Here is a 19,327-nt window from a genome sequence, read left to right as displayed (position 1 = left end):
AGGGGACGGTTCGCCCAGGCCGCGGACGTCCTCAAGGTGGCGATCGCCACGGCGGCCACTACTCTCGGCGCACACAACCCCCGGGTGCTCGGTCTGCGGCGGCAGCGCGCGGCGGTCCTCATGGCCGGCGAGGACTCTTCCGCCGCGCCTTGCCGGAGTTCGACGCGCTGGCCGGCGTCTACGCCCGTACGGCGGGACCGGGCGCCGAGAGCACCCTGGAGTGCCGTGGGCACGCCGCCCACTGCCGGGCCAACCTCGGTCAGGCCACCGTCGCCCTGCGGGAGTTCCAGGAGGTCCTGGAGGTCGTGTCCGACGCGGCCGGGGACGCCTCCGAGACCGCTCTCGACCTGCGCCGCAGTATCGGCGTGCTCCTCTTCTCCGAGGGCCGCCGCACTGAGGCCGAGGGCGTCCTCGACGCCCGCCACGAGGACATGTGTGTACTTCTCGGTGAGGACGACGAGGAAACCCGCGAGATCGCTGCCCTCCTCGCCCGGCTGCGCGGCCCGGAGGGGTGTTCACGGAAAATAGGGCTCCGCCCCCGGTCAGGAGCCTTGGGCGGCAGACAGGTCGGGCTATACGCCGGATTTTGTCGCCCGGTCGCCTCGCGGCGGCCGGGGAGACGGCCATCCATCCAGGACCGGCGTTGCCGCGCGTCTACGACGCGCTGCGCCCGCTCGCCGCCTCCCCCGGAGATCCTCGGCCTCTACCGGCGGCTCGACGAACTCAGCGGGACACCCGCCGGAATCCGTACTAGAATCTGTACAGAATCAAGCCTCTACATGGGTACGGTGACAGCATGGAGATCCCTGAGGTCGTGACCATCAGCGACGCACGCGCGAGACTGTCGCGGATCCTGACCGACCTGTCGGAGTCGGGCGCGGATGCCGACCCGGTCCTGATCGGCGCCCACCGCAAGCCCCAGGGCGTCCTCCTGTCCGTCGAGGCCTTCGAGGCGTTGAGCGGCCGAGCGGCACGACGTGCGGCCGTCGCCTCGGCCACCGGCTCCATCGAGGCCGAGGGGCTCCATGCCTCCAAGGCCTCCGACCGCGACACCGAGGCGTACGTGAAGGGCGACCTGGACGCGGACACCCTTGTCGCCCGCGCGATCGCCCGCCACCGACAGACTTCGGAGCGGCGGGCAGGGTGAACGATCCGTACGCCATGCCCAACGGCGTGCTGCGCAACAAGCTCGGTATCACCGACCATCAGTTGCTCGCAGCAGCGGAGGCGGACATCACCCGGGCGCGCCTCGTCATGCTCACCGAACGCCCCCTACTCGGCGCGTACGACCTCGGCCATCTCCAAGCGTTCCACGCCGCGGTCTTCGGTGACATCTATCCGTGGGCAGGCGAGTTACGCACCGTGAACATCGCTAAGCGCACACCGTTCTGTCCGGCGAGAAACCTGATGTCCTACGCCGGAGAGGTCTTCGGCCGTCTCGCCTCCTCCGGTCGGCTTCAGAATCTCCCCCGGCAGGAATTCGTCACCCAACTGGCCACGTTGTACGGCGACCTGAACGTCCTGCACCCGTTCCGCGAGGGCAACGGCCGTGCCCAGCGGGCATTCCTTGCCCAACTCGGCGCCGACGCGGGATACACCCTGAGCTGGTCGGGCATGGACCCTCAACGCAACGAGGACGCCTCGGTGAAGAGCTTCCTCGGTGACAACAATCTGTTGGAGCAGCTGCTCGACGAGCTGGTTACCACGAGCTGACGCCCGTCACTCCGGCTGGCAAGGATCCTCGGAACAGGGCATCGCCCTTGGGAACGGCACGCCGTCGACGAATCTCCCGGACATCCGTCGGCGCGGAGTGCCCTGAGTCGAGGAACACGGCCAAGCCGCAGGTGGCGGCAGACGAGTCGGGCTGTACGCCGGATTTTGTCGCCCGGTCGCCTCGCGGCGGCCGGGGAGACGGCCATCCATCTAGGACCGGCGTTGCCGCCGGTCTCGTGCGGTCTACCCGCGGACTCGGGCGGGCAGCCCTCGATCGTCCGCGCAGGGACGCCGTTCCTCGCGGAACGACGACCCCTCTTGACCTTGCTCCGGGTGGGGTTTACCGAGCCGTCCGAGTCACCTCGGACGCTGGTGGTCTCTTACACCACCGTTTCACCCTTACCGGGGACCGAGGTCCCCGGCGGTCTGTTTTCTGTGGCACTGTCCCGCGGGTCGCCCCGGGTGGGCGTTACCCACCACCCTGCCGTGTGGAGTCCGGACGTTCCTCGGCAAGATCGAAGATCCTGACGCGGCCGTCCGCCCGGCTCGTCTGCCGTGTTCACCATCGTACCCGGCACGGACGGCCCGGAGCGCACCGGTGATCGTGGCCCGCGGCATTCCGGGGGGCTGCGGATGTCCGGCTTGACCCTGCCGCGACGTCAAGGTTTGTACTGGGTTCATGAGAATCGCAGAGATCGCCGCCCTCGCCGGGGTCACCTCTCGCGCGGTACGGCACTACCACCATGTGGGGCTGCTGCCCGAACCCGCGCGGCGGCCCAACGGCTACCGCGACTACTCGGTACGGGACGCCGTTCTCCTCGCCCGGATCCGGCGGCTGACCGAGCTGGGGCTCTCCCTCGACGAGGTGCGGGACGTCCTCGCCGACGACGCCGGGCGCGAACTCACCGAGGTGCTGGGGGAGCTGGACGCGGATCTGGCCCGTCAGGAGGCGGAGATCCGGGCCCGGCGGCGCCGGCTCGCCGAGCTGATGGAGACGCCGCCGACCGACGGGGGCCCGGTCTCCCCCGAGCTCGCGCGGTTCCTGCACTCCCTGCCCGCCGTCGACTCCCCCAGCGCCGCGATGGACCGCGACCTGCTCACCCTGCTCGACCGGGACGGATACGCGGACGAGGGCGAGGCCGGGGACGGCGAGGGGAACGTGGACGCCGGCGCGGGCAGCGGAAGCGTCTACGACGCGCTGCGCCCGATCGCCGCCTCCCCGGAGATCCTCGGCCTCTACCGGCGGCTCGACGAACTCGTCGACGCCCCGGCCGACGACCCCCGGGTCGGGCCCCTCGCGGACGATCTGGCCGCGCTCCTCACCGACGAGATCGTCGCCGCGCTGCCGGCCGGCGACGGCCCGTCCGTCGACGGGTTCGGGGACGCGCTGCTCGCCGAGTACAGCCCGGCCCAGGCCCAGGTCGTACGGCTGATCATGGAGTACCTGAGCCGGCGGACGCGGGAGCGGGGGCCGGTGTCATGAAGCGCGTGGTCTGGTTCGCCGTACCCGTGTGCGAGATCGGCCTGGTCGTCTGCCTGCTGGCCGGGGTTCCCCTCCCGCTGCCCGTGCTGCTCGCCGTCGAGGCGCTGGTGCTCGCCCTCGTCGTCCGGGTGGCGCTGGTCGTGCGCCGCTCCTACGTGTCGGCGCGGCGCTCCGGTGCCGGGCGCCGGGAGGCGCTGGCCGAGGGGGTCCGCACGGCTGTGCCGGCCCCCGTACGGCGGCTGGCCGCCCACGAGATACGGAGTTGGGGCAGCCTCGCGCGGTGGGCCGCGCGGCGCCCGCACGGCGTGGCCGCGGGCGGCCACCCGGCGCCGTACACCGGGCCGCAGACGGCGATGGTCTACGGGCTGTTGTTCGTCGCCCTCGTCGAGACCGTGGCCATGGCCGCGCTGATCCCCTGGCCGCTGGTGCACCTGATCGTCCTGGTGCTGGACGTGTACACGGTGCTGATGGTGCTGGCGCTGCACGCGGGCTGTGTGACCCGGCCCCATGTGGTGGGCGCGGACGGCTCGTTGCGGGTCCGCTACGGCACCCTCTTCGACCTGCGGATACCGGCGTCGGGCATCGCCTCCGTACGGGTCGACCGGCGCTTCCCGGACGGCGGGCTCGTTCAGTACACCCCGGTGGAAGGGGAGGACAGCGGGGTGCTCGATCTCGTCGTGGGCAGCCAGACGACCGTACGGGTGGAGCTGACCGCGCCCGTTCCGTTCGTACGGCCGCTCGGCGCGACGGGCCGGGCGCGGGTAGTGCGCTTCCACGCGGACCGTCCGGAGGAGTTGGTGAAGGCGCTCAGGGAGGCGCTGCCCCCTGATGTACGGGTGTGAGAGCGGGCGGGGCGGCAAGTGGAGGGCTCGCGTTCACCTACGCTGACGTGGGGGCCGCACCCCGACGGCCCGTGCCGTTCCGTCACCTCCCTCACCCCCTCCGAGGAGAACCACTGTGCTCGTACTGCTGCCGCCGTCGGAAGGAAAGGCCGCTTCCGGGCGCGGTGCTCCGCTGAAGCCGGAGTCGCTGTCGCTGCCCGGTCTGACCGGGGCGCGCGCCGCCGTACTCGACGAGTTGGTGGAGGTGTGCGCCGCCGACGAGGACAAGGCGCGCGAGGTGCTCGGGCTGAGCGAGGGGCTGCGCGGCGAGATCGCCAAGAACGTGGCGCTGCGGACGGCGGGCACGAGGCCGGCCGGAGAGATCTACACCGGCGTGCTGTACGACGCGCTGGGCCTGGCCACGCTGGACCCGGCGGCGCGGCGGCGGGCCGGAAAGTCGCTGCTGGTCTTCTCGGGACTGTGGGGCGCGGTACGGACGGGCGACCGCATCCCCTCGTACCGCTGCTCCATGGGGGTCAGGCTGCCGGGGCTCGGCGCGCTGGGCGCGTACTGGCGGACGTCGATGGAGTCCGCGCTGCCGGAGGCGGCGGAGGAGGCCGGGGGCGGGCTCGTGCTGGATCTGCGGTCGTCGGCGTACGCGACGGCGTGGAAGCCGAAGGGCGAGCTGGCGGGGCGCACGGCGACGGTACGGGTGCTGCACGCGGTGACCGATCCGGTGACCGGTGTGGAGAAGCGGTCCGTGGTCAGCCACTTCAACAAGGCGACGAAGGGCCGGCTCGTCCGGGATCTGCTGACGTCGGGTGCCCGGCCGAAGGATCCCGCGCGGCTGGTGGAGACCCTGCGGGAGCTGGGGTACGTGGTGGAGGCGACGGCTCCGGCGCGGGCGGGGCGGCCGTGGGCGCTGGATGTCGTCGTCACGGAGATCCACTGAGGTCCGGCGTTCGCCCGGAGACCGCTTGCCCCCTCGCATGTCATTGCATCCTGCGCAACGGGCATTGCGCATCATGGAAGCGCCCGGCAGGATGACCCCATGACCTCCGTGCTCGACCTCGCCCCCGTGATCCCCGTCGTCGTCCTCGACGACGCCGCCGACGCCGTACCGCTCGCCCGCGCCCTGGTGGCGGGCGGGCTCCCCGCGATCGAGGTGACCCTGCGGACGCCCGCCGCGCTGGACGCGATCCGCGCGATCGCGGCGGAGGTGCCCGGCGCGGTGGTCGGCGCGGGTACGGTCCTCACCCCTGAGACCGTGACCGGGTCGGTGGCGGCGGGCGCGCGCTTCCTGGTCAGCCCGGGGTGGACGGAGACGCTGCTGACCGCGATGCGGGACTCGGGCGTGCCGTTCCTGCCGGGGGTGTCGACGACGTCCGAGGTCGTGGCGCTGCTGGAGCGCGGGGTGACGGAGATGAAGTTCTTCCCGGCGGAGGCGGCGGGCGGCCGGGCCTATCTGAAGTCCCTCGCGGGCCCGCTCCCCGAGGCCCGCTTCTGCCCCACGGGCGGCATCACCCCCGCCTCCGCGCCGGAGTATCTGGCGCTGCCGAACGTGCGCTGCGTGGGCGGTACGTGGCTGCTCCCGGCGGACGCGCTGGCGTCGAAGGACTGGGGCCGGGTCGAGGCGCTGGCCCGCGAGGCGTCCGCGCTGGGCGGGGCGCGCGGGGCCTGACCCGCCCCCGGGACGGACCACGGTGGATCCGGAGCCCGGTCCGGAGCCCGGTCCGGAGCCCGGTCCGGAGCCCGGAGCGGCGCCCGGAGCGGGGCTCGGGACCGGGCTCCGGCGGTTCAGGCCAGTTCCGCCGTGGCGTACTCCTCCACCGGGCGGTAACCCAGGCGCTGGTACAGGGCGTTGGACGTCGGGTTGGCGTTGTCGGCGAAGAGCAGCACCTCGTCCGCGCCCGCCCGCCGGGCCGCCTCGCCGACCGCGGCGGTCACCCCGGCCGCGTAGCCGCGGCCCCGGTGGGCGGGCGGGGTGTAGACCGGGGCGACGCGGATCTGCCCGGCGATGAGCGGGGCGTGGCCGGCCAGGGAGACCGGGACGCCGTCCACCTCCCAGAGGAGCAGCCGCCGGTCCTCGATCCGCGCGACCGCCGGGGCCCTCCGGTCGCCACCGGCCGACTCCCCGATCTCCTCGGCGAACGCCGTCAGCCACTCCACCGCCAGCGGGATGTCCCGGCTCTCGGCGTACCGTGCGCGGCCCTCGGGCGCGGGGTCCGGCGGGGCCGGCTCACCCAGCCGGAAGAGCCGCATGCCGTCGGTGAGCCGGTACGGGGGCGCGTCCGCGGGCCCGGTCCGGCGGGGCGTCCACGCGGCGCCGAAGGCTTCGACATCGGCGATCCGGCCCCGTACGCCCGACGGCGGGGTGCCGTGCCCCGCCCGGGTCCCGCCCAGCTCCCGGGCCAGTTCGGCGGCGGCCCACGGCGGCATCGGGCCGAGGAACGGAGGATACGGCGGGGTCTCCACGAAGGCACCGGTCACCGGGGCGTCCGGGGCCTCCCGCCACCAGCCGAACCGTACGGTCCCGGCCTCGGCCGCGCGGACCGCCGCGCCGGCGGTCCGCGTCCGCAGCGACTCGCTGACGGTGAGCAGGATGGTGTTACGGGCGGCATCGGCCGCCAGATAGACGTCCGCCGCGCGGCGGAACTCTTCGACGTCGTCGGTCAGTCGCCAGTTCATGCCTGACATCGTCCGGCCCCGGCACGGCCGGGGCCAAACGATTTGGCGGTCGCGCGGCCGTCAGCGCAGATGCGCGGTGTCGTTGAAGAGCCGCACCGACGCGTTGCCGTCCGCGTAGTACGCCACGACCGAGACGGACGCGGCCGACAGCTCCATCCGGAACAGCGACTCCTGCGGGGCGCCGAGGGCCAGCCGTACCAGCTCCTTGACCGGGGTGACATGCGTGACCACCAGGACCGTACGGCCCCGGTACCGGTCGAGGAGGGTGTCGCGGGCCACGGCGACGCGCTGTCCGACCGTCGCGAAGCTCTCGCCGCCGCCGGTCGGTTCGGCATCGGGCGAGGCGAGCCAGGCGGTGAGGTCGTCCGGGTAGCGCTCCCGCACCTCGCCGAAGGTCAGCCCTTCCCACGCGCCGAAGTGCGTCTCGCGCAGGCCCTCTTCGATCCGTACGGGGATACCGAGCCGGTCGGCCACGGCCTGCGCCGTCTCGCGGCAGCGGCGCAGCGGCGACGAGACGATGTCCTCGATCGTGCCGCGCGCGGCGAGCGCGGTGGCGATCGCGTCGGCCTGGCGGCGGCCGATGGCCGACAGTTCGGGGTCCGTGCCGCCGCTGCCGGAGAAGCGCTTGTCCGGGGTGAGGGCCGTCTCGCCGTGCCGGAGCAGGACGAAGGTGGCGGGGGCGCCGAGGTCGGCGGAGGCGCCCCAGCCGACGGACGAGGAGGACTCGGAGGAGAGCGGGACCTCCTCGGGCTCGTGACCGGCGGGGGCCGCCGCGGCCGGGCCGGTGGCCGCCGGTGTGGCCGTGCCCGGCAACGACAACTCGGTCCGCGCCGCGCTCCGGACGGCATCCGCGGCCCCGGCGCCGTCCTCCGCGCCGGCACCCGCACCCGCACCCGCACGAGCACCGGCTCCGGCGAGGGCCGCACGTGCCTTGGCCGCGCCCGCCGCGGCGTCCCCGGGCGGTCCGGAGGGGACGACAGCGGCGGCGGAGGCGGAGGCGGCCGAGCGTGCCGCGCCCGCGTCCAGGGCCGCCGTGGAGGCCGACGCCTCCCACTGGCGGCCCTGCCTGCCCGCGTCCATCGCCTCGTTGGCCAGCCGGTCCGCGTGCTTGTTCCGCTCGCGCGGGATCCACTCGTACGTGACCCGGCCCGGCGGCAGGATCCGGCCCGCCTCGGCGGCCAGGGGCTTCATGTCCGGGTGCTTGATCTTCCAGCGCCCCGACATCTGCTCGACGACGAGCTTGGAGTCCATCCGGACATGCACCCGCGCCTCCGGGTCCAGCTCCTTCGCGGCCTTCAACCCGGCGACCAGGCCCTTGTACTCGGCGACGTTGTTCGTCGCGACACCGATGTACTCGGCGGCCTCGGCGAGCGGTTCGCCCGTCGCCTCGTCGAGGACGACGGCGCCGTACCCCGCCGGTCCCGGGTTGCCCCGGGAGCCGCCGTCCGCCTCCACGATGAACGTCCGCATCAGCGCGTCACAGCCCCGAGTCGGCGGTACGGACCAGGATGCGACGGCAGTTCTCGCACCGCAGCACCGCGTCCGCGGGCGCCGCCTTGACCTCGTTGACCTCGGTGATGTTCAGCTCCAGCTGGCAGCCCTCGCAGCGCCGCCGGAAGAGCCGGGCCGCGCCCACCCCGCCCTGCTGGCCGCGGAGCTTCTCGTACAGCTTGAGCAGGTCGGCCGGTACCGAACCGGCCACGATCCCGCGCTCCTTGGCCACGGTCGCGGCCTCGGCGTCGAACTCCCCGACCGCGGCGTCCCGGCGCGCGGCGGCGTCGTCGGCCTTGGCCTGGACGGCGGAGACCCGCTCCGTCAGCTCGGCGACACGCTCCTGCGCGGACTCCCGGCGCTCCATGACCTCCAGGACGATGTCCTCCAGGTCGCCCTGGCGGCGGGCGAGGGAGACGATCTCGCGCTGGAGGTTCTCCAGGTCCTTGGGCGAGGTGACCGCGCCGGAGTCCAGCCGCTGCTGGTCCCGTACGGCGCGCTGGCGCACCTGGTCGACGTCCTGCTCCGCCTTGGTCTGCTCGCGGGCGGTGTCGCTCTCCTCGGTCGACGCGGCGACCAGCAGGTCGCGGAGCTGGGCGAGGTCCTTGGTGAGCGACTCGATCTCGGCGTGCTCGGGCAGCGCGGTGCGCTTGTGGTCGAGCTGCGAGAGCCGTACGTCGAGGGCCTGGACGTCGAGGAGTCGGATCTGGTCTGCGGGGGCGGCGTTCAGTTGGGGGCTCCTGAGGAGTGGTGGGCTGACCAGGGGTCGGTGACCGTCTTCGAGACGTGGACCCGCAGGTCCCAGCCGTGGCGGTCGGAAATCTCGTCGAGCTGGGCGGCGGCCTGCTCGCACCAGGGCCATTCGGTGGCCCAGTGCGCGGCGTCGATCAGCCCGAGGGCGCTGTGCTGGGTGGCCTCGGAGACCGGGTGGTGGCGCAGGTCGGCGGTGAGGAAGGCGTCCACGCCCGCCGCCCTGACCTGGTCGAAGAGGCTGTCGCCGGAGCCGCCGCTGACCGCGACCGTACGGACGAGGGCGTCCGGGTCGCCGGCGATCCGGACGCCCTGCGCGGTGGCGGGCAGCCGGTGTGCGACGCGGGCGGCGAAGTCGCGCAGGGTGGCGGGGCGGTCCAGCTCGCAGATCCGGCCGAGGCCACGCCGCCCCGCGGGGTCGGTCGCGTCCGGTACGAGGGGACGCACCACCCGCAGGTCGAGCGCGCCGGCGAGGGCGTCGGAGACGCCGGGGTCGGCGGTGTCCGCGTTGGTGTGCGCGACGTGCAGCGCGATGTCGTTCTTGATGAGGGTGTGCACGACGCGGCCCTTGAAGGTGCCCGCCGCCACCGTCGTCGTGCCCCGCAGATAGAGCGGGTGGTGGGTGACGATCAGATCGGCGCCGAGCCGCACCGCCTCGTCGGCGACGTCCTGCACGGGATCGACCGCGAACAGGACGCGGGTCACCGGGGCGTCGGGATCGCCGCAGACCGTGCCGACGGCATCCCACTGCTCGGCCCGCTCGGGGGGCCAGAGGGCGTCGAGCGCGGCGAGTACGTCGGAGAGACGGGGCGCGGAGGGGACTGGAGGCACGGAGCAAAGGCTACCTGCCCCCGCTCCCGCCCCCACCATGCCTGTGGATACCGCCGGTACCCGCCCTCCGCGCCCCCGTGCCCCGGCCGACGCGGCGCCCCGCGCCCTCCGTGCCCCGGCCGACTCGGAGGGCCGGCCCTCCGTCCGGCCGGCCCTCCGTCCGGCCGGCCCTCCGCCGCCTCCGCCCGGCTACTTGACGAGGAAGCCGCGCAGGTCGTCCAGGACCAGATCGGCCGCCGTCACGCCCAGCCCGAGGTACCAGGTCTCGTCGGAAACGTCCTTGGCCTGACCGTCCTTGACGGCCTTCAGGTTCTTCCACAGCGGGTTGGAGCGCGCGGTGTCGCGCTGGGTCTTGTCCGGGTCGCCGTACACCCCGGTGAAGATCCAGTCGGCGTCCGCGTCGTCGATCTTCTCCGGGCTGATCTCCACGGCCAGATCCACGATCCGCTGGTTCTCGGGGCGCGGCAGGCCGACGTCGTCGAGGATCGTGCCGATGAAGGACGCCTTGGCGTAGAGCCGCAGCCGGTCCGGCATGTAGCGCACCATCGAGATGGTCGGCTTGTCCGGGCCGATGTCCTTGCCGAGCGCCGCCGCCTTCTTGTCGTACGCGGCCAGCGCGGCCTTCGCCTCGGCGGTGCGGTCCAGCGCCTGGGCGTTGAGGAGGTAGTTCTCCTTCCAGGTGAAGCCGGGGCGGATCGCGAAGACCGTCGGGGCGATCGCCGAGAGCGCCTTGTACTTGTCCGCCGCGCGGAGCTGGCTGCCGAGGATCAGGTCGGGCTTGAGGGCGGCGACGGCCTCCAGGTTGAGGTTGTTGATGGTGCCGACGTTCTTCGGGCTGCCCGCGCCCTTCTCCAGGTAGCCGGGAAGCGACGCGTCGCCCTCGGTCGGGGCGTAGCCGACCGGCTTCACCCCCAGCGACACGACGTTGTCGAGCTCGCCGACATCGAGCACGACGACGCGCTCGGGGCGCTTCTTCAGCTCGGTGGTGCCCATGGCGTGGGTGATGGTGCGCGGGAACTCGCCCGCCTTGGCGTCCGTCCCGTACGAGGCGGTCTTCTTGGCCGCGTCGGCGAAGTCCTTGCCGCCGGTGGCGACGGCCGCCTTCTTCCCGCCGCTGTCGCCGGAGGCGGAGTCGTTGTCGGAGGTGTCTCCGCCGCCGCAGGCCGCGAGGGAGAGCGCGGCTGCGAGAGCGACGACGGCGGCGGTGCCACGGCGTCTGATGGACATCTTCAAGCTCCTGACGAGGTTACTTAGGGTCGCCTTACTGTAGGTTGCCCCGCCCCCGCCAGCACACCCGCCCCCGCACTTTCAGGCGAATCATGCGACGGCCACCCTTATGTGTGAAGTGACAGATCTCGTGTTGTTCGGCAGGAAGTGCGAAAACTAGCTTCTTGGCCGGAGGTGACGATCGATGACTGCCTGTGCCGTCGAGACGGTGGGGTCCACGGAGTCCGCAGGGCCCGCGGAGTCCGCCGGCCGTACGGAATCCGCCGGTTGTACGGGGTCCGCCGGCCGTACGGAGTTCACGGTCTCGGCGGACGGGGCGTACGCCGCGCGGCTGGCCCTCATGGGCGGCTCCGGGGACGCGTGGTTCCCGGAGCGGTGGACCCTGGACGGGCCGGAGCCGTACGCCGTGCCGCTCCCCCTCGACCAGCCCGAGGAGCCCGACACGCAGGTGCTGCCGCTGGCCGACGGGCGGGTCCTGGTCCGGCGCCGGGTCGCGGACCGGCACGACCTCTGCCTGCTCTACCCGGCGGGGCCGGGGACGGGCCAGCTCCCGGTGGGGACGGTGACGTGTCCGGAGCTGACGCTGCTGCCGCCGTCGCCGGACGGCCGGTGCGCGTACGCCCTGGCGGTGGGAGCCCGTTCCACCACGGTGTGGCTGGTGGCTGGCGGCACCTTCGGCCCCGAGTGGGTCGCGGAGGTGCCCGGCCGCTGCACGGGCGGGGTCTGGCTCGACCGTACGGGACGGATACTGGCGCTCGACCGGGAGACGGACGGCGTGGTCAAGGGCGTCGCCGTGGATCTGGCACGGGGTGGTGAGGTGACGCCGCTGCTCCAGATCACGGAGGAGAGCAACGACCGTCTCCTGCTGGCGGATCCGGACAGCGGGCTGCTGCTGATCCGCTCCGACGCGCCGGGCCACGAGCGGCTCGGCTGGGGCGTGCTGGGCAGCCGCCGCCCCGTGCGGTTCCCGGAGTGCCTGCGGCCCGCGGACCTGACGGTGACACCCTTCGCGGTGCAGCCGGGCCAGGTGCTGATGCCGGAGAGCTGCGCGGTGGCGCTGCGGATCGACGGCGCGGCGGGGAGCTGGGTGGGGGTGTGGCGCCCGGCGGGCCGCCGGCTCCACCAGCGCCCGGCGCCGCGGGGGTGGCTGGCGGGGGCCGGGCTGTGGACCCGGGAGGGGGTGCTGCGGCTGCCGTACGCGACGGACGCGGTGGCCTGCGGGGTGGCGCCCCTCGACGCCCCGGTGGACGAACAGGACCAGTCCCAGGCGGAGTCGGAGGCACCGGCGTCCGGCGGCTGCCCGGACCGGGACGAGGTCACGGAATCCCCACAAGCGAAATCCGCGGACCGGGAACCGTCCGGCGCTCCACGGACTCCTGTGATGTGCAGGCCGGTGCCGTTGCAGCAGGCGCCTCTCACCGGCCGTGGGGTCCCTGGATAGAATTTCGACGGGCCCTGTGCCATAGAACAAGAAGCGAACACAACGGGGTGACTTCCCAACATGTCCGAAACCCGAACCGACACGACGCAGCAGAAGCAGCCGCCGCAGGGAACGGCGACCGCGGGCAGCGGTGACATGGACGGTCTCGGTAAGCACCGCGGGGGTGCGGCACCGGCGGAGGACTCCACGTCTCCCGCCTACGGCCGCCACCGCCGCCCGGAAGAGGGCAGGAACGCGGCCTGACCGGCCCGGCTCCACGGCCCGCGTACACGAAGAACAGCCGAGAGGCCGCCACGGAAGACTCGTGGCGGCCTCTCGCCGTACGCGTGCCCTCGCCGTACGCGTGCCCTCGCCGTACGTGTACGTCGGGGCCGGTGCGCAGCCCGTTCGCCGGTGTGCCGTCACGCGTCGGGCGGGGTCACCTTCTCCGGCCCGCAGCCGATGCGTTCGGCCTCGGCCGCGACGTAACCGGCCATCAGGTCGCGAGTGAGACGGTGGCCGCCGGACTCCACGTCGTCCTTCTGCTCGACCATGAAGACCACGGGACCGGTCCGGCAGTCCGCCCGGTAGAGGGCCCGGGACTCGTTGAACGAGCCGAAGCCCTTCGTGCCCTTGAGGCGCGAGCCGCCCCGGAGCACTTCCCGTCCGAAGATCTGGGCCAGCCCCGGATCCGCGACGGTCGTCATCCGCAGACTGGCGTCGGAAAGGACGCCCCGGGCCTCGCAGACCCGGACCGCGCCGCCGTCACCGCCGACCCGGGTCGATGTCAGATCCTCGCGGTACGCCGCCGGGAGGGCGAGGCCCTCGACCCCGCAGAGGGCACCGGGCTCCGCGTCCTCCCATTCCCTGGGCTCACGGGCCGTCACGTACTGTACGGCGGCGTGATCATCCGGCGGCGGGCGGGAGTCACCGGGGACCGGTAGCTACCGGGTGTCGCACGCGGCGCCCGTCACGTGTCCGAAGAGGCGCGGGGCAGCCACAGCACCATCAGGACCGCCGCCACGAGCAGCACCCCGCACCCCGTCCTGAAGGCGAGCGCGTACCCCTCGGTCAGCGCCTGCGGCCCCGTGCCGCCCGCCGTCCGTGTGGCGGCGACGGTCGAGAGTACGGAGAGGCCGAGCGCGCCGCCCATCGTGCGGGAGGTGTTGACCAGCCCGGAGACGAGGCCCGCGTCACCGGGCGCCGCGCTCCCCGTGGCGAGGGCCGCGAGCGGGGTGGTGGCGAGGCCCAGGCCGGTCATCATCAGGATGCCGGGGCCGAGGATCACCGAGAGGAACGTTCCGTCGGCGGTCATCATGGACTGCCAGCCGAATCCGGCCGCCGCCACCAGCGTCCCGGTCGCCGCGAGGCCGCGCGCCCCGGTCCGTTGCATCAGCCGCGGCGCCAGCTTCGAGCCGAGCACCACGCTCAGCGAGCTGGGGACGAGCGCGAGCCCGGCCTCCAGTGGTGTGTAGCCCAGGACGTTCTGGGCGTACACCGTCATGAAGAACCACATGCCGAAGGAGGCCGAACCGCAGACGAACATCGCCGTGTTGGCCGCCGACACCGCCCGGATCCGGAACAGCCCCAGCGGCATCAGCGCCTCCTTCGTCCGCGCCTCCACCACCACGAACACCCCGAGCAGCAGCAGACCGCCCAGCAGCGGGAGCAGGGTCGCCGGATCGGCCCAGCCGCGCTCCTCGGTCTGCACGATGCCGTACGCCACCGCCGCGAGCCCGGTCGTGACCAGCACCGCGCCCGGCAGGTCGAGGCGGCGCCCCGCGGCGGCCCGGGACTCGGTGAGCCAGAACGCGGCGCCCGCCAGGACCAGGACGCCGATCGGCACGTTGATCAGCAGCACCCAGCGCCAGGAGAGCAGATCGGTGAGGACCCCGCCGACCAGCCCGCCCGCGGCGCCGCCGCCCGCGCCGACCGCCGTCCAGGTGCCGATGGCGCGGGTCCGCGCGGCGCCCGCGGGCACGGCCGAGGTGAGGATGGTGAGCGTCGCGGGGGCCAGTACGGCGGCGCCGAGCCCCTGGACGGCGCGCGCGGCGATCAGCTGCCAGCCCTCCTGGGCCAGTCCCCCGGCCGCGGAGGCGAGCGTGAAGACCGCGAGCCCGAGGAGGAAGGCCCGCTTCCGGCCGTAGAGGTCGGCCGCGCGCCCGCCGAGCAGCATGAAGCCGGCGAACGCGATGGCGTAGGCGCTGAGGACCCATTGGAGCCCGGGGGCGGAGAGCCCGAGGTCCGCGCGCATGGACGGCAGGGCCACATTGACCACGGACACGTCGAGGACGACGAGGAACTGCCCGGCGCAGGCGGCGAGGATCACGGCCCAGGTGCGGACCGTGGGGAGAGGAGAGGAAGGAGAGGGGGATATGGAGTCGGCTGTGGTTCCTGATTCTGATTCCGACGCTGATTCCGCGGAGGCTCTGGCCATGGCCGTCATGGTCGCAGCCGTCGAGTGCCCCGTACATGGATATTTCGCCGGAGCCGGAGGTCGGTCGGAGGGCGTACGCCGCGCGAGCCCCGCACAGGCACCCGCCCCCCGAGCACCCGTTCACACACCGTTTACCGGAATATGGCCGCGGGGGCCGGAATACGGCAGCGCCGACACGGGTTGGACTGAGAAGGTTTCATAGTGCACGCACTTGACCGACGGGCCGGCCCGAGGGCCGGTCCGGTCGCGTCGAGGGCCGCGCCACCGACACCGCCCGCCCCGTACGTACCCGTACACACGTCTGTTCGTTCGATACCCCCGTACCCCCCGCCGTACTCTCTGCACTTCCCCCGTACACCCTCACTCCTCGTACTCCCCGTACCCCCTGCACTCCCCGTACCCCCTGTAAGAATCCTTTTTTCTGCCCCGGAGGCCGCACGTATGCCGCAGACGACGCCGACCGATCAGCACGCCGGAGGGCTCCCGGATCCACGACCCCGCAAAGCCGGCGGCATCGTCCCCGTCCTCGCCTTCGCGGGCATCACCGTCGCGGTGATGCAGACCCTGCTCGTTCCTGTCATCAAGGACCTCCCCGCCCTCCTCCGCACCGCGCCCGCCAACGCCACCTGGGTCATGACGGCGACTCTTCTCGCGGGCGCCGTCGCCACCCCGATCATGGGGCGGCTCGGCGATCTCTTCGGCAAGCGGCGGCTGCTGCTCACCAGCCTCGCCGTCATGGTGGTCGGCTCGCTGATCTGCGGTGTCACCGACGACCTCATGATCATGATCGTCGGCAGGGCGCTCCAGGGCTTCGCCATGGGCGCGATACCCCTCGGCATCGGCATCATGCGCGACGAGCTGCCGCGCGAGAAGCTCGGCTCGGCCATGGCGCTGATGAGCTCCTCCATCGGCGTGGGCGGCGGTCTCGCCATGCCCGCCGCCGCGCTGATCGCGCAGAACGCCGACTGGCACGCCCTGTTCTTCGCCGCCGCCGGACTCGGCGCGCTGTCGATCCTGCTCACCGTCCTCTTCGTACCGGAGTCGTCGGTACGCGCCCCCGGCACCTTCGACTGGCTCGGCGCGATCGGTCTCTCCGCTGGACTCGTCTCCCTGCTCCTGCCGGTCACCAAGGGCAGCGACTGGGGCTGGACCTCCGCCACCACGCTCGGGCTCTTCGGCCTCGCCGTCGTCATCCTGCTGCTGTGGGGCCTGATGGAGCTGCGCAGCGCCGCCCCGCTGGTCGACCTGCGGACCAGCGCGCGCCGCGAGGTGCTGCTCACCAACCTCGCCTCGATCATGATCGGGGTGGCCTTCTACGCGGTCACCCTCGTCCTGCCGCAGCTGCTCCAGCTCCCCGCCTCGACCGGTTACGGCCTGGGACAGTCGATGGTGGTCGCGGGCCTGTGCGTGGCGCCGCTCGGCCTGACGATGATGCTCACCGCGCCGCTGTACGCGCGGATCTCGGCCCGCCGCGGCCCGAAGGTCACGCTGATCATCGGCATGCTGATCATGGCGGTCGGTTACGGGGCGGGCCTCGGCCTGATGAGCGCCGCCTGGCAGACGATCGTCATCTCGGTGGTCCTCGGCGCGGGCATCGGGCTCGCCTACTCCTCGCTGCCCGCGCTGATCATCGGCGCCGTCGACGCGTCGGAGACGGGCGCGGCCAACGGACTCAACACCCTGATGCGCTCCATCGGCACGTCGATGTCGAGCGCGGTGATCGGCATGGTGCTGGCCCACACCTCCGTCCCGGTGGGCGGGGTGGCGGTGCCGAGCATGCACGGCTTCCGGATCTCGTTCGTCATCGCCACCGGCGCGGTGGTGATCGGTCTGGTGCTGGCGGTGTTCCTGCCGGGCCGGCGGCCCGCCGGGCTCCAGGAGCCGGCCGCCGGGGCGGAGGAGGCCGCGTACGGGACGGCCGCCGCCTACGGGACGACAGGGGCGTACGGGACGGCGGAGACGGCCGGGACGGCTGGGCACCGGGCGACGCTGGTCGCGGGCTCCGGCGGCTTCACCGGGCGCGTGCTGGACGGCGACGGGGCGCCGGTCGCCCGGGCGAATGTCACGCTGATCGACCGGCGCGGCCGGCAGGCGGGCCGGGGCACGGTCGACGCGGAGGGCCGGTACACACTGCTGCCGCCGGGCGCGGGGCCCTACGTCCTGGCCGCGACGGCCCCGGGACACGCGTCGCACGCGCGCCCGGCGGAGTACCAGGGCGACGGGGTGCCGGTCACGGTCGACCTGGTCCTGGGCCGGCCGGGAGCCGGCCTCGCCGTCGGGGCCGCCCCGGACGCCGCCCCCGGGTCCGCCCCGGACCTCGTACCGGCGCGGGCGCCCGGCACAATGGAGTCGCCCGGTACCTGACACACCGCCGGATCCGTCCGAGGAGGGACCCCATGGCCGCAGCGCACTCCACCGGCCCGGCACCGGACGTCCTCGCCGCCTTCGAGGCGGCGAAGGGCTTCATGCCGGTCCACGAGGGGCTCGCCCTGTACGCGGCGGCCACCGAGGCGGCCGTACTCGGGCTGCCGCTGCTGGAGATCGGGACGTACTGCGGGCGCTCCACCCTCCTGCTGGCCGCCGCGGCGCGCGACGCGGACACCGTCGTCGTCACCGTGGACCACCACCGCGGCAGCGAGGAGCAGCAGGAGGGCTGGGAGTACCACGACGCGGAGCTGGTCGACCCGGGCACCGGCCTGATGGACACGCTCCCCGTCTTCCGCTCCGTCCTCCACCGGGCCGGCCTGGAGGACCGGGTGATCGCGGTCGTCGGCCGGTCGCCGCGGGTGGCGCGGGCCTGGGGCGACGGGCGGTTCGGGCTCGTCTTCATCGACGGCGGCCACACCGACGCGCACGCGAGCGGCGACTACGAGGGCTGGGCCCCGATGGTCGCGGAGGGCGGGCTGCTCGTCATCCACGACGTCTTCCCCGACCCGGCGGACGGCGGTCAGGCGCCGTACCGGATCTATCTCCGGGCGCTCGCCTCCGAGGCGTTCACCGAGGTGTCGGTGACCGGCACCCTGCGCGTGCTGCGCCGCACGGCACGGCCCTGAGCCGACGGGTCCCGGCCCCTCCCCCGGGGCCGGGGGGCCCTGGGCCGACCGAGGGGGCCGCGACCGCCGACAGGCCGGACCTGCACCCGGCCGGCCGGAGGGGCCACTAGCATCGCGACGTGTCGTACGACGAGAGCCCGCAGCCCGCACGCCGCCGCTTCCGGCGGCGCCACCTCACGCTCACGGTCGCCGCGCTGGTGCCGACCGGGCTGGTGGGTTGGCTCGTGTGGCAGGGGATGAGCGGAACCGGCGAGGACGGCGCGTCCGCCGCCACGGCCGCCGGTGCCACCGCCCCCTCCGCCACCGCGCCCGCCTCCCCGCGTCCCCCCGCCTCCGACCCGGGCGGCGGAGAGGCGGACGATGTCCCCGGTGGCGCCGATCCGACCGGGCCGCTCGCCGGGAAGGTCGTGGTCATCGACCCGGGACACAATCCGCGGAACAAGGACCACCCCTCCGAGATCAACGAGCAGGTCGACATCGGTACGGCCGCCAAGGAGTGCGACACCACCGGCACCGAGACCAACTCCGGTTACACGGAGGCGGAGTTCACCCTCGACGTCGCCCACCGGCTGCGGGAGCTGCTCGTCGAGCAGGGCGCGACGGTCACGTACACGTACAACAACGACCGCCCGTACGGCCCCTGTGTGGACGAGCGCGCCCGGATCGGCAACGAGGCGGAGGCCGACGCCGTCGTCTCCGTCCATGCCGACGGCTCCGCGCCCGGCAACCGCGGCTTCCACGTGATCCTGCCCGCGGTGGTCAAGGGCGGTGGCGCGGACACCTCCGCGATCGTCGGTCCCTCCCGCGAACTCGGCGAGCACATCGTGGGCAATTTCGAACGGGAAACCGGAAGCGCTCCGTCCAACTACCTGGGCGACGGTGCGGGCTTGGACGTACGCGAGGATCTCGGCGGTCTCAACCTTTCGACGGTGCCCAAGGTCTTCCTTGAGTGCGGCAATATGCGGGATTCGGCCGACGCCGCCCTGCTGTCCGACGCGGAATGGCGGCAGAAAGCGGCGCGGGGACTGGCCGACGGCATCAGCGGATTCCTGAAGAAGTGAAGAAGGAAAAGTGAATCACTGTGAGATCGCTGTGAGGGAGTGGGCGAAGGGCTGAGTGCGGGAGTCCGTGCGGGGAGCCGCGGGAAATCGGCGGGGAACCGGTGGGGAACCGGTGGGGAACCGGCGGGCGGTCCGCGGGACGGCGGGTGAATCGGCGCCCGGCGGCAGGTGAGGCGCCAGGTGAGGAAGTCGCGGAAGGGGTCCCAGTGGGGCGGGCGGAGGTCCGGCGATGTCACGGAACCGCATAACGGACCCTCGTAACGGCCCGATACCAGGCCAGATACCCGGCAGACGCCCCGATCGGGCAGACGATAGATTCATCCGTACGATAGGGAGCCGCCCCCGAGCTTCG

19 protein-coding genes and 1 other RNA gene are annotated in these 19,327 nt (G+C 73.2%); 12 read left to right on the top strand and 8 right to left on the bottom strand.

All coding sequences use genetic code 11. The features are described 5' to 3' along the window. Nucleotides 1-149: 149 nt before the first annotated feature. The 3 genes from AB0P17_RS31940 to AB0P17_RS31930 are packed head-to-tail and all read left to right on the top strand — an operon-like array spanning nt 150 to nt 1,713. Nucleotides 150-818: a hypothetical protein gene (locus AB0P17_RS31940; protein WP_365816341.1), complete on the top strand. Its 669-nt coding sequence runs from the start codon at nt 150-152 to the stop codon at nt 816-818. Beyond that, nucleotides 797-1,147: a type II toxin-antitoxin system Phd/YefM family antitoxin gene (locus AB0P17_RS31935; RefSeq protein ID WP_365816339.1), complete on the top strand. Its 351-nt coding sequence runs from the start codon at nt 797-799 to the stop codon at nt 1,145-1,147. Before AB0P17_RS31940 ends, AB0P17_RS31935 begins: the two co-directional genes overlap by 22 nt. Beyond that, nucleotides 1,144-1,713, top strand: coding sequence for a Fic family protein (locus tag AB0P17_RS31930; RefSeq protein WP_365816337.1), 570 nt, complete (start codon nt 1,144-1,146; stop codon nt 1,711-1,713). Before AB0P17_RS31935 ends, AB0P17_RS31930 begins: the two co-directional genes overlap by 4 nt. 138 nt (nt 1,714-1,851) lie before the next feature. Here the strand turns inward: AB0P17_RS31930 and rnpB are convergent. After that, an RNA gene (gene rnpB, locus AB0P17_RS31925) (RNase P RNA component class A) lies at nt 1,852-2,262 on the bottom strand. Between the two features lie 130 nt (nt 2,263-2,392). On the opposite strand from rnpB, the gene AB0P17_RS31920 reads away from it, so the two are divergent. From AB0P17_RS31920 to AB0P17_RS31905, 4 genes are all read left to right on the top strand, one after another. After that, nucleotides 2,393-3,196, top strand: a complete 804-nt coding sequence (locus tag AB0P17_RS31920) for a MerR family transcriptional regulator (RefSeq protein WP_365816335.1) — start codon at nt 2,393-2,395, stop codon at nt 3,194-3,196. Continuing rightward, a complete protein-coding gene (locus tag AB0P17_RS31915) occupies nt 3,193-4,038 on the top strand; it encodes a hypothetical protein (protein ID WP_365816333.1) in 846 nt (281 codons plus the stop codon). The genes AB0P17_RS31920 and AB0P17_RS31915 overlap by 4 nt, the downstream gene beginning before the upstream one ends. 115 nt (nt 4,039-4,153) lie before the next feature. Continuing rightward, entirely contained in the window at nt 4,154-4,969 is an 816-nt protein-coding gene (gene yaaA, locus AB0P17_RS31910; RefSeq protein WP_365816332.1) for a peroxide stress protein YaaA, read from the top strand. A 99-nt stretch (nt 4,970-5,068) separates the two neighbouring features. Further along, entirely contained in the window at nt 5,069-5,698 is a 630-nt protein-coding gene (locus AB0P17_RS31905; protein WP_365816330.1) for a bifunctional 4-hydroxy-2-oxoglutarate aldolase/2-dehydro-3-deoxy-phosphogluconate aldolase, read from the top strand. A 116-nt stretch (nt 5,699-5,814) separates the two neighbouring features. Here AB0P17_RS31905 and AB0P17_RS31900 read toward each other — a convergent pair whose 3' ends face one another. The 5 genes from AB0P17_RS31900 to AB0P17_RS31880 form a co-directional block, all read right to left on the bottom strand. Then, a complete protein-coding gene (locus AB0P17_RS31900) occupies nt 5,815-6,705 on the bottom strand; it encodes a GNAT family N-acetyltransferase (RefSeq protein ID WP_365816328.1) in 891 nt (296 codons plus the stop codon). A 60-nt stretch (nt 6,706-6,765) separates the two neighbouring features. After that, the gene (locus AB0P17_RS31895) at nt 6,766-8,175 is read right to left on the bottom strand and encodes a bifunctional RNase H/acid phosphatase (protein WP_365816326.1); all 1,410 of its coding nucleotides are present in this window, start codon (nt 8,173-8,175) and stop codon (nt 6,766-6,768) included. 7 nt (nt 8,176-8,182) lie between these two features. Next, nucleotides 8,183-8,926 (bottom strand): C4-type zinc ribbon domain-containing protein, encoded by a 744-nt coding sequence (locus AB0P17_RS31890; RefSeq protein ID WP_365816389.1) that lies wholly within the window; start codon nt 8,924-8,926, stop codon nt 8,183-8,185. Continuing rightward, the gene (locus tag AB0P17_RS31885; protein ID WP_365816324.1) at nt 8,923-9,777 is read right to left on the bottom strand and encodes a Nif3-like dinuclear metal center hexameric protein; all 855 of its coding nucleotides are present in this window, start codon (nt 9,775-9,777) and stop codon (nt 8,923-8,925) included. The genes AB0P17_RS31890 and AB0P17_RS31885 overlap by 4 nt, the downstream gene beginning before the upstream one ends. A 189-nt stretch (nt 9,778-9,966) precedes the next feature. Beyond that, complete coding sequence (locus AB0P17_RS31880; RefSeq protein ID WP_365816323.1) at nt 9,967-11,004, bottom strand: iron-siderophore ABC transporter substrate-binding protein; 1,038 nt, start codon at nt 11,002-11,004, stop codon at nt 9,967-9,969. Nucleotides 11,005-11,188: 184 nt separating this feature from the next. Between AB0P17_RS31880 and AB0P17_RS31875 the strand changes: the two genes are divergently transcribed. Together AB0P17_RS31875 and AB0P17_RS31870 are read left to right on the top strand one after the other, a co-directional pair. Continuing rightward, nucleotides 11,189-12,445, top strand: a complete 1,257-nt coding sequence (locus AB0P17_RS31875; RefSeq protein ID WP_365816322.1) for a hypothetical protein — start codon at nt 11,189-11,191, stop codon at nt 12,443-12,445. 60 nt (nt 12,446-12,505) lie between these two features. Then, nucleotides 12,506-12,688: a hypothetical protein gene (locus tag AB0P17_RS31870; RefSeq protein ID WP_365816321.1), complete on the top strand. Its 183-nt coding sequence runs from the start codon at nt 12,506-12,508 to the stop codon at nt 12,686-12,688. A gap of 158 nt (nt 12,689-12,846) precedes the next feature. Here AB0P17_RS31870 and AB0P17_RS31865 read toward each other — a convergent pair whose 3' ends face one another. Together AB0P17_RS31865 and AB0P17_RS31860 are read right to left on the bottom strand one after the other, a co-directional pair. Next, on the bottom strand, nt 12,847-13,311 hold the full coding sequence (locus AB0P17_RS31865; RefSeq protein ID WP_365816320.1) for a hypothetical protein: 465 nt from the start codon (nt 13,309-13,311) through the stop codon (nt 12,847-12,849). Nucleotides 13,312-13,394: 83 nt separating this feature from the next. Continuing rightward, on the bottom strand, nt 13,395-14,870 hold the full coding sequence (locus tag AB0P17_RS31860; protein ID WP_365816318.1) for an MFS transporter: 1,476 nt from the start codon (nt 14,868-14,870) through the stop codon (nt 13,395-13,397). A gap of 432 nt (nt 14,871-15,302) precedes the next feature. Here AB0P17_RS31860 and AB0P17_RS31855 point away from each other — a divergent pair, with 432 nt between their 5' ends. The 3 genes from AB0P17_RS31855 (at nt 15,303) to AB0P17_RS31845 (ending at nt 18,975) form a co-directional block, all read left to right on the top strand. Next, a complete protein-coding gene (locus tag AB0P17_RS31855; protein WP_365816317.1) occupies nt 15,303-17,225 on the top strand; it encodes an MFS transporter in 1,923 nt (640 codons plus the stop codon). 32 nt (nt 17,226-17,257) lie between these two features. After that, on the top strand, nt 17,258-17,914 hold the full coding sequence (locus AB0P17_RS31850) for a class I SAM-dependent methyltransferase (protein ID WP_365816316.1): 657 nt from the start codon (nt 17,258-17,260) through the stop codon (nt 17,912-17,914). A 236-nt stretch (nt 17,915-18,150) separates the two neighbouring features. Then, a complete protein-coding gene (locus AB0P17_RS31845; RefSeq protein ID WP_365816387.1) occupies nt 18,151-18,975 on the top strand; it encodes an N-acetylmuramoyl-L-alanine amidase in 825 nt (274 codons plus the stop codon). Nucleotides 18,976-19,327: the final 352 nt, after the last annotated feature.

Source organism: Streptomyces sp. NPDC088124 (assembly GCF_040685895.1).
GTDB lineage: Bacteria > Actinomycetota > Actinomycetes > Streptomycetales > Streptomycetaceae > Streptomyces.
Note: the sequence above shows the minus strand (reverse complement) of the source record. Positions and strands in the feature narration are given on the sequence as shown.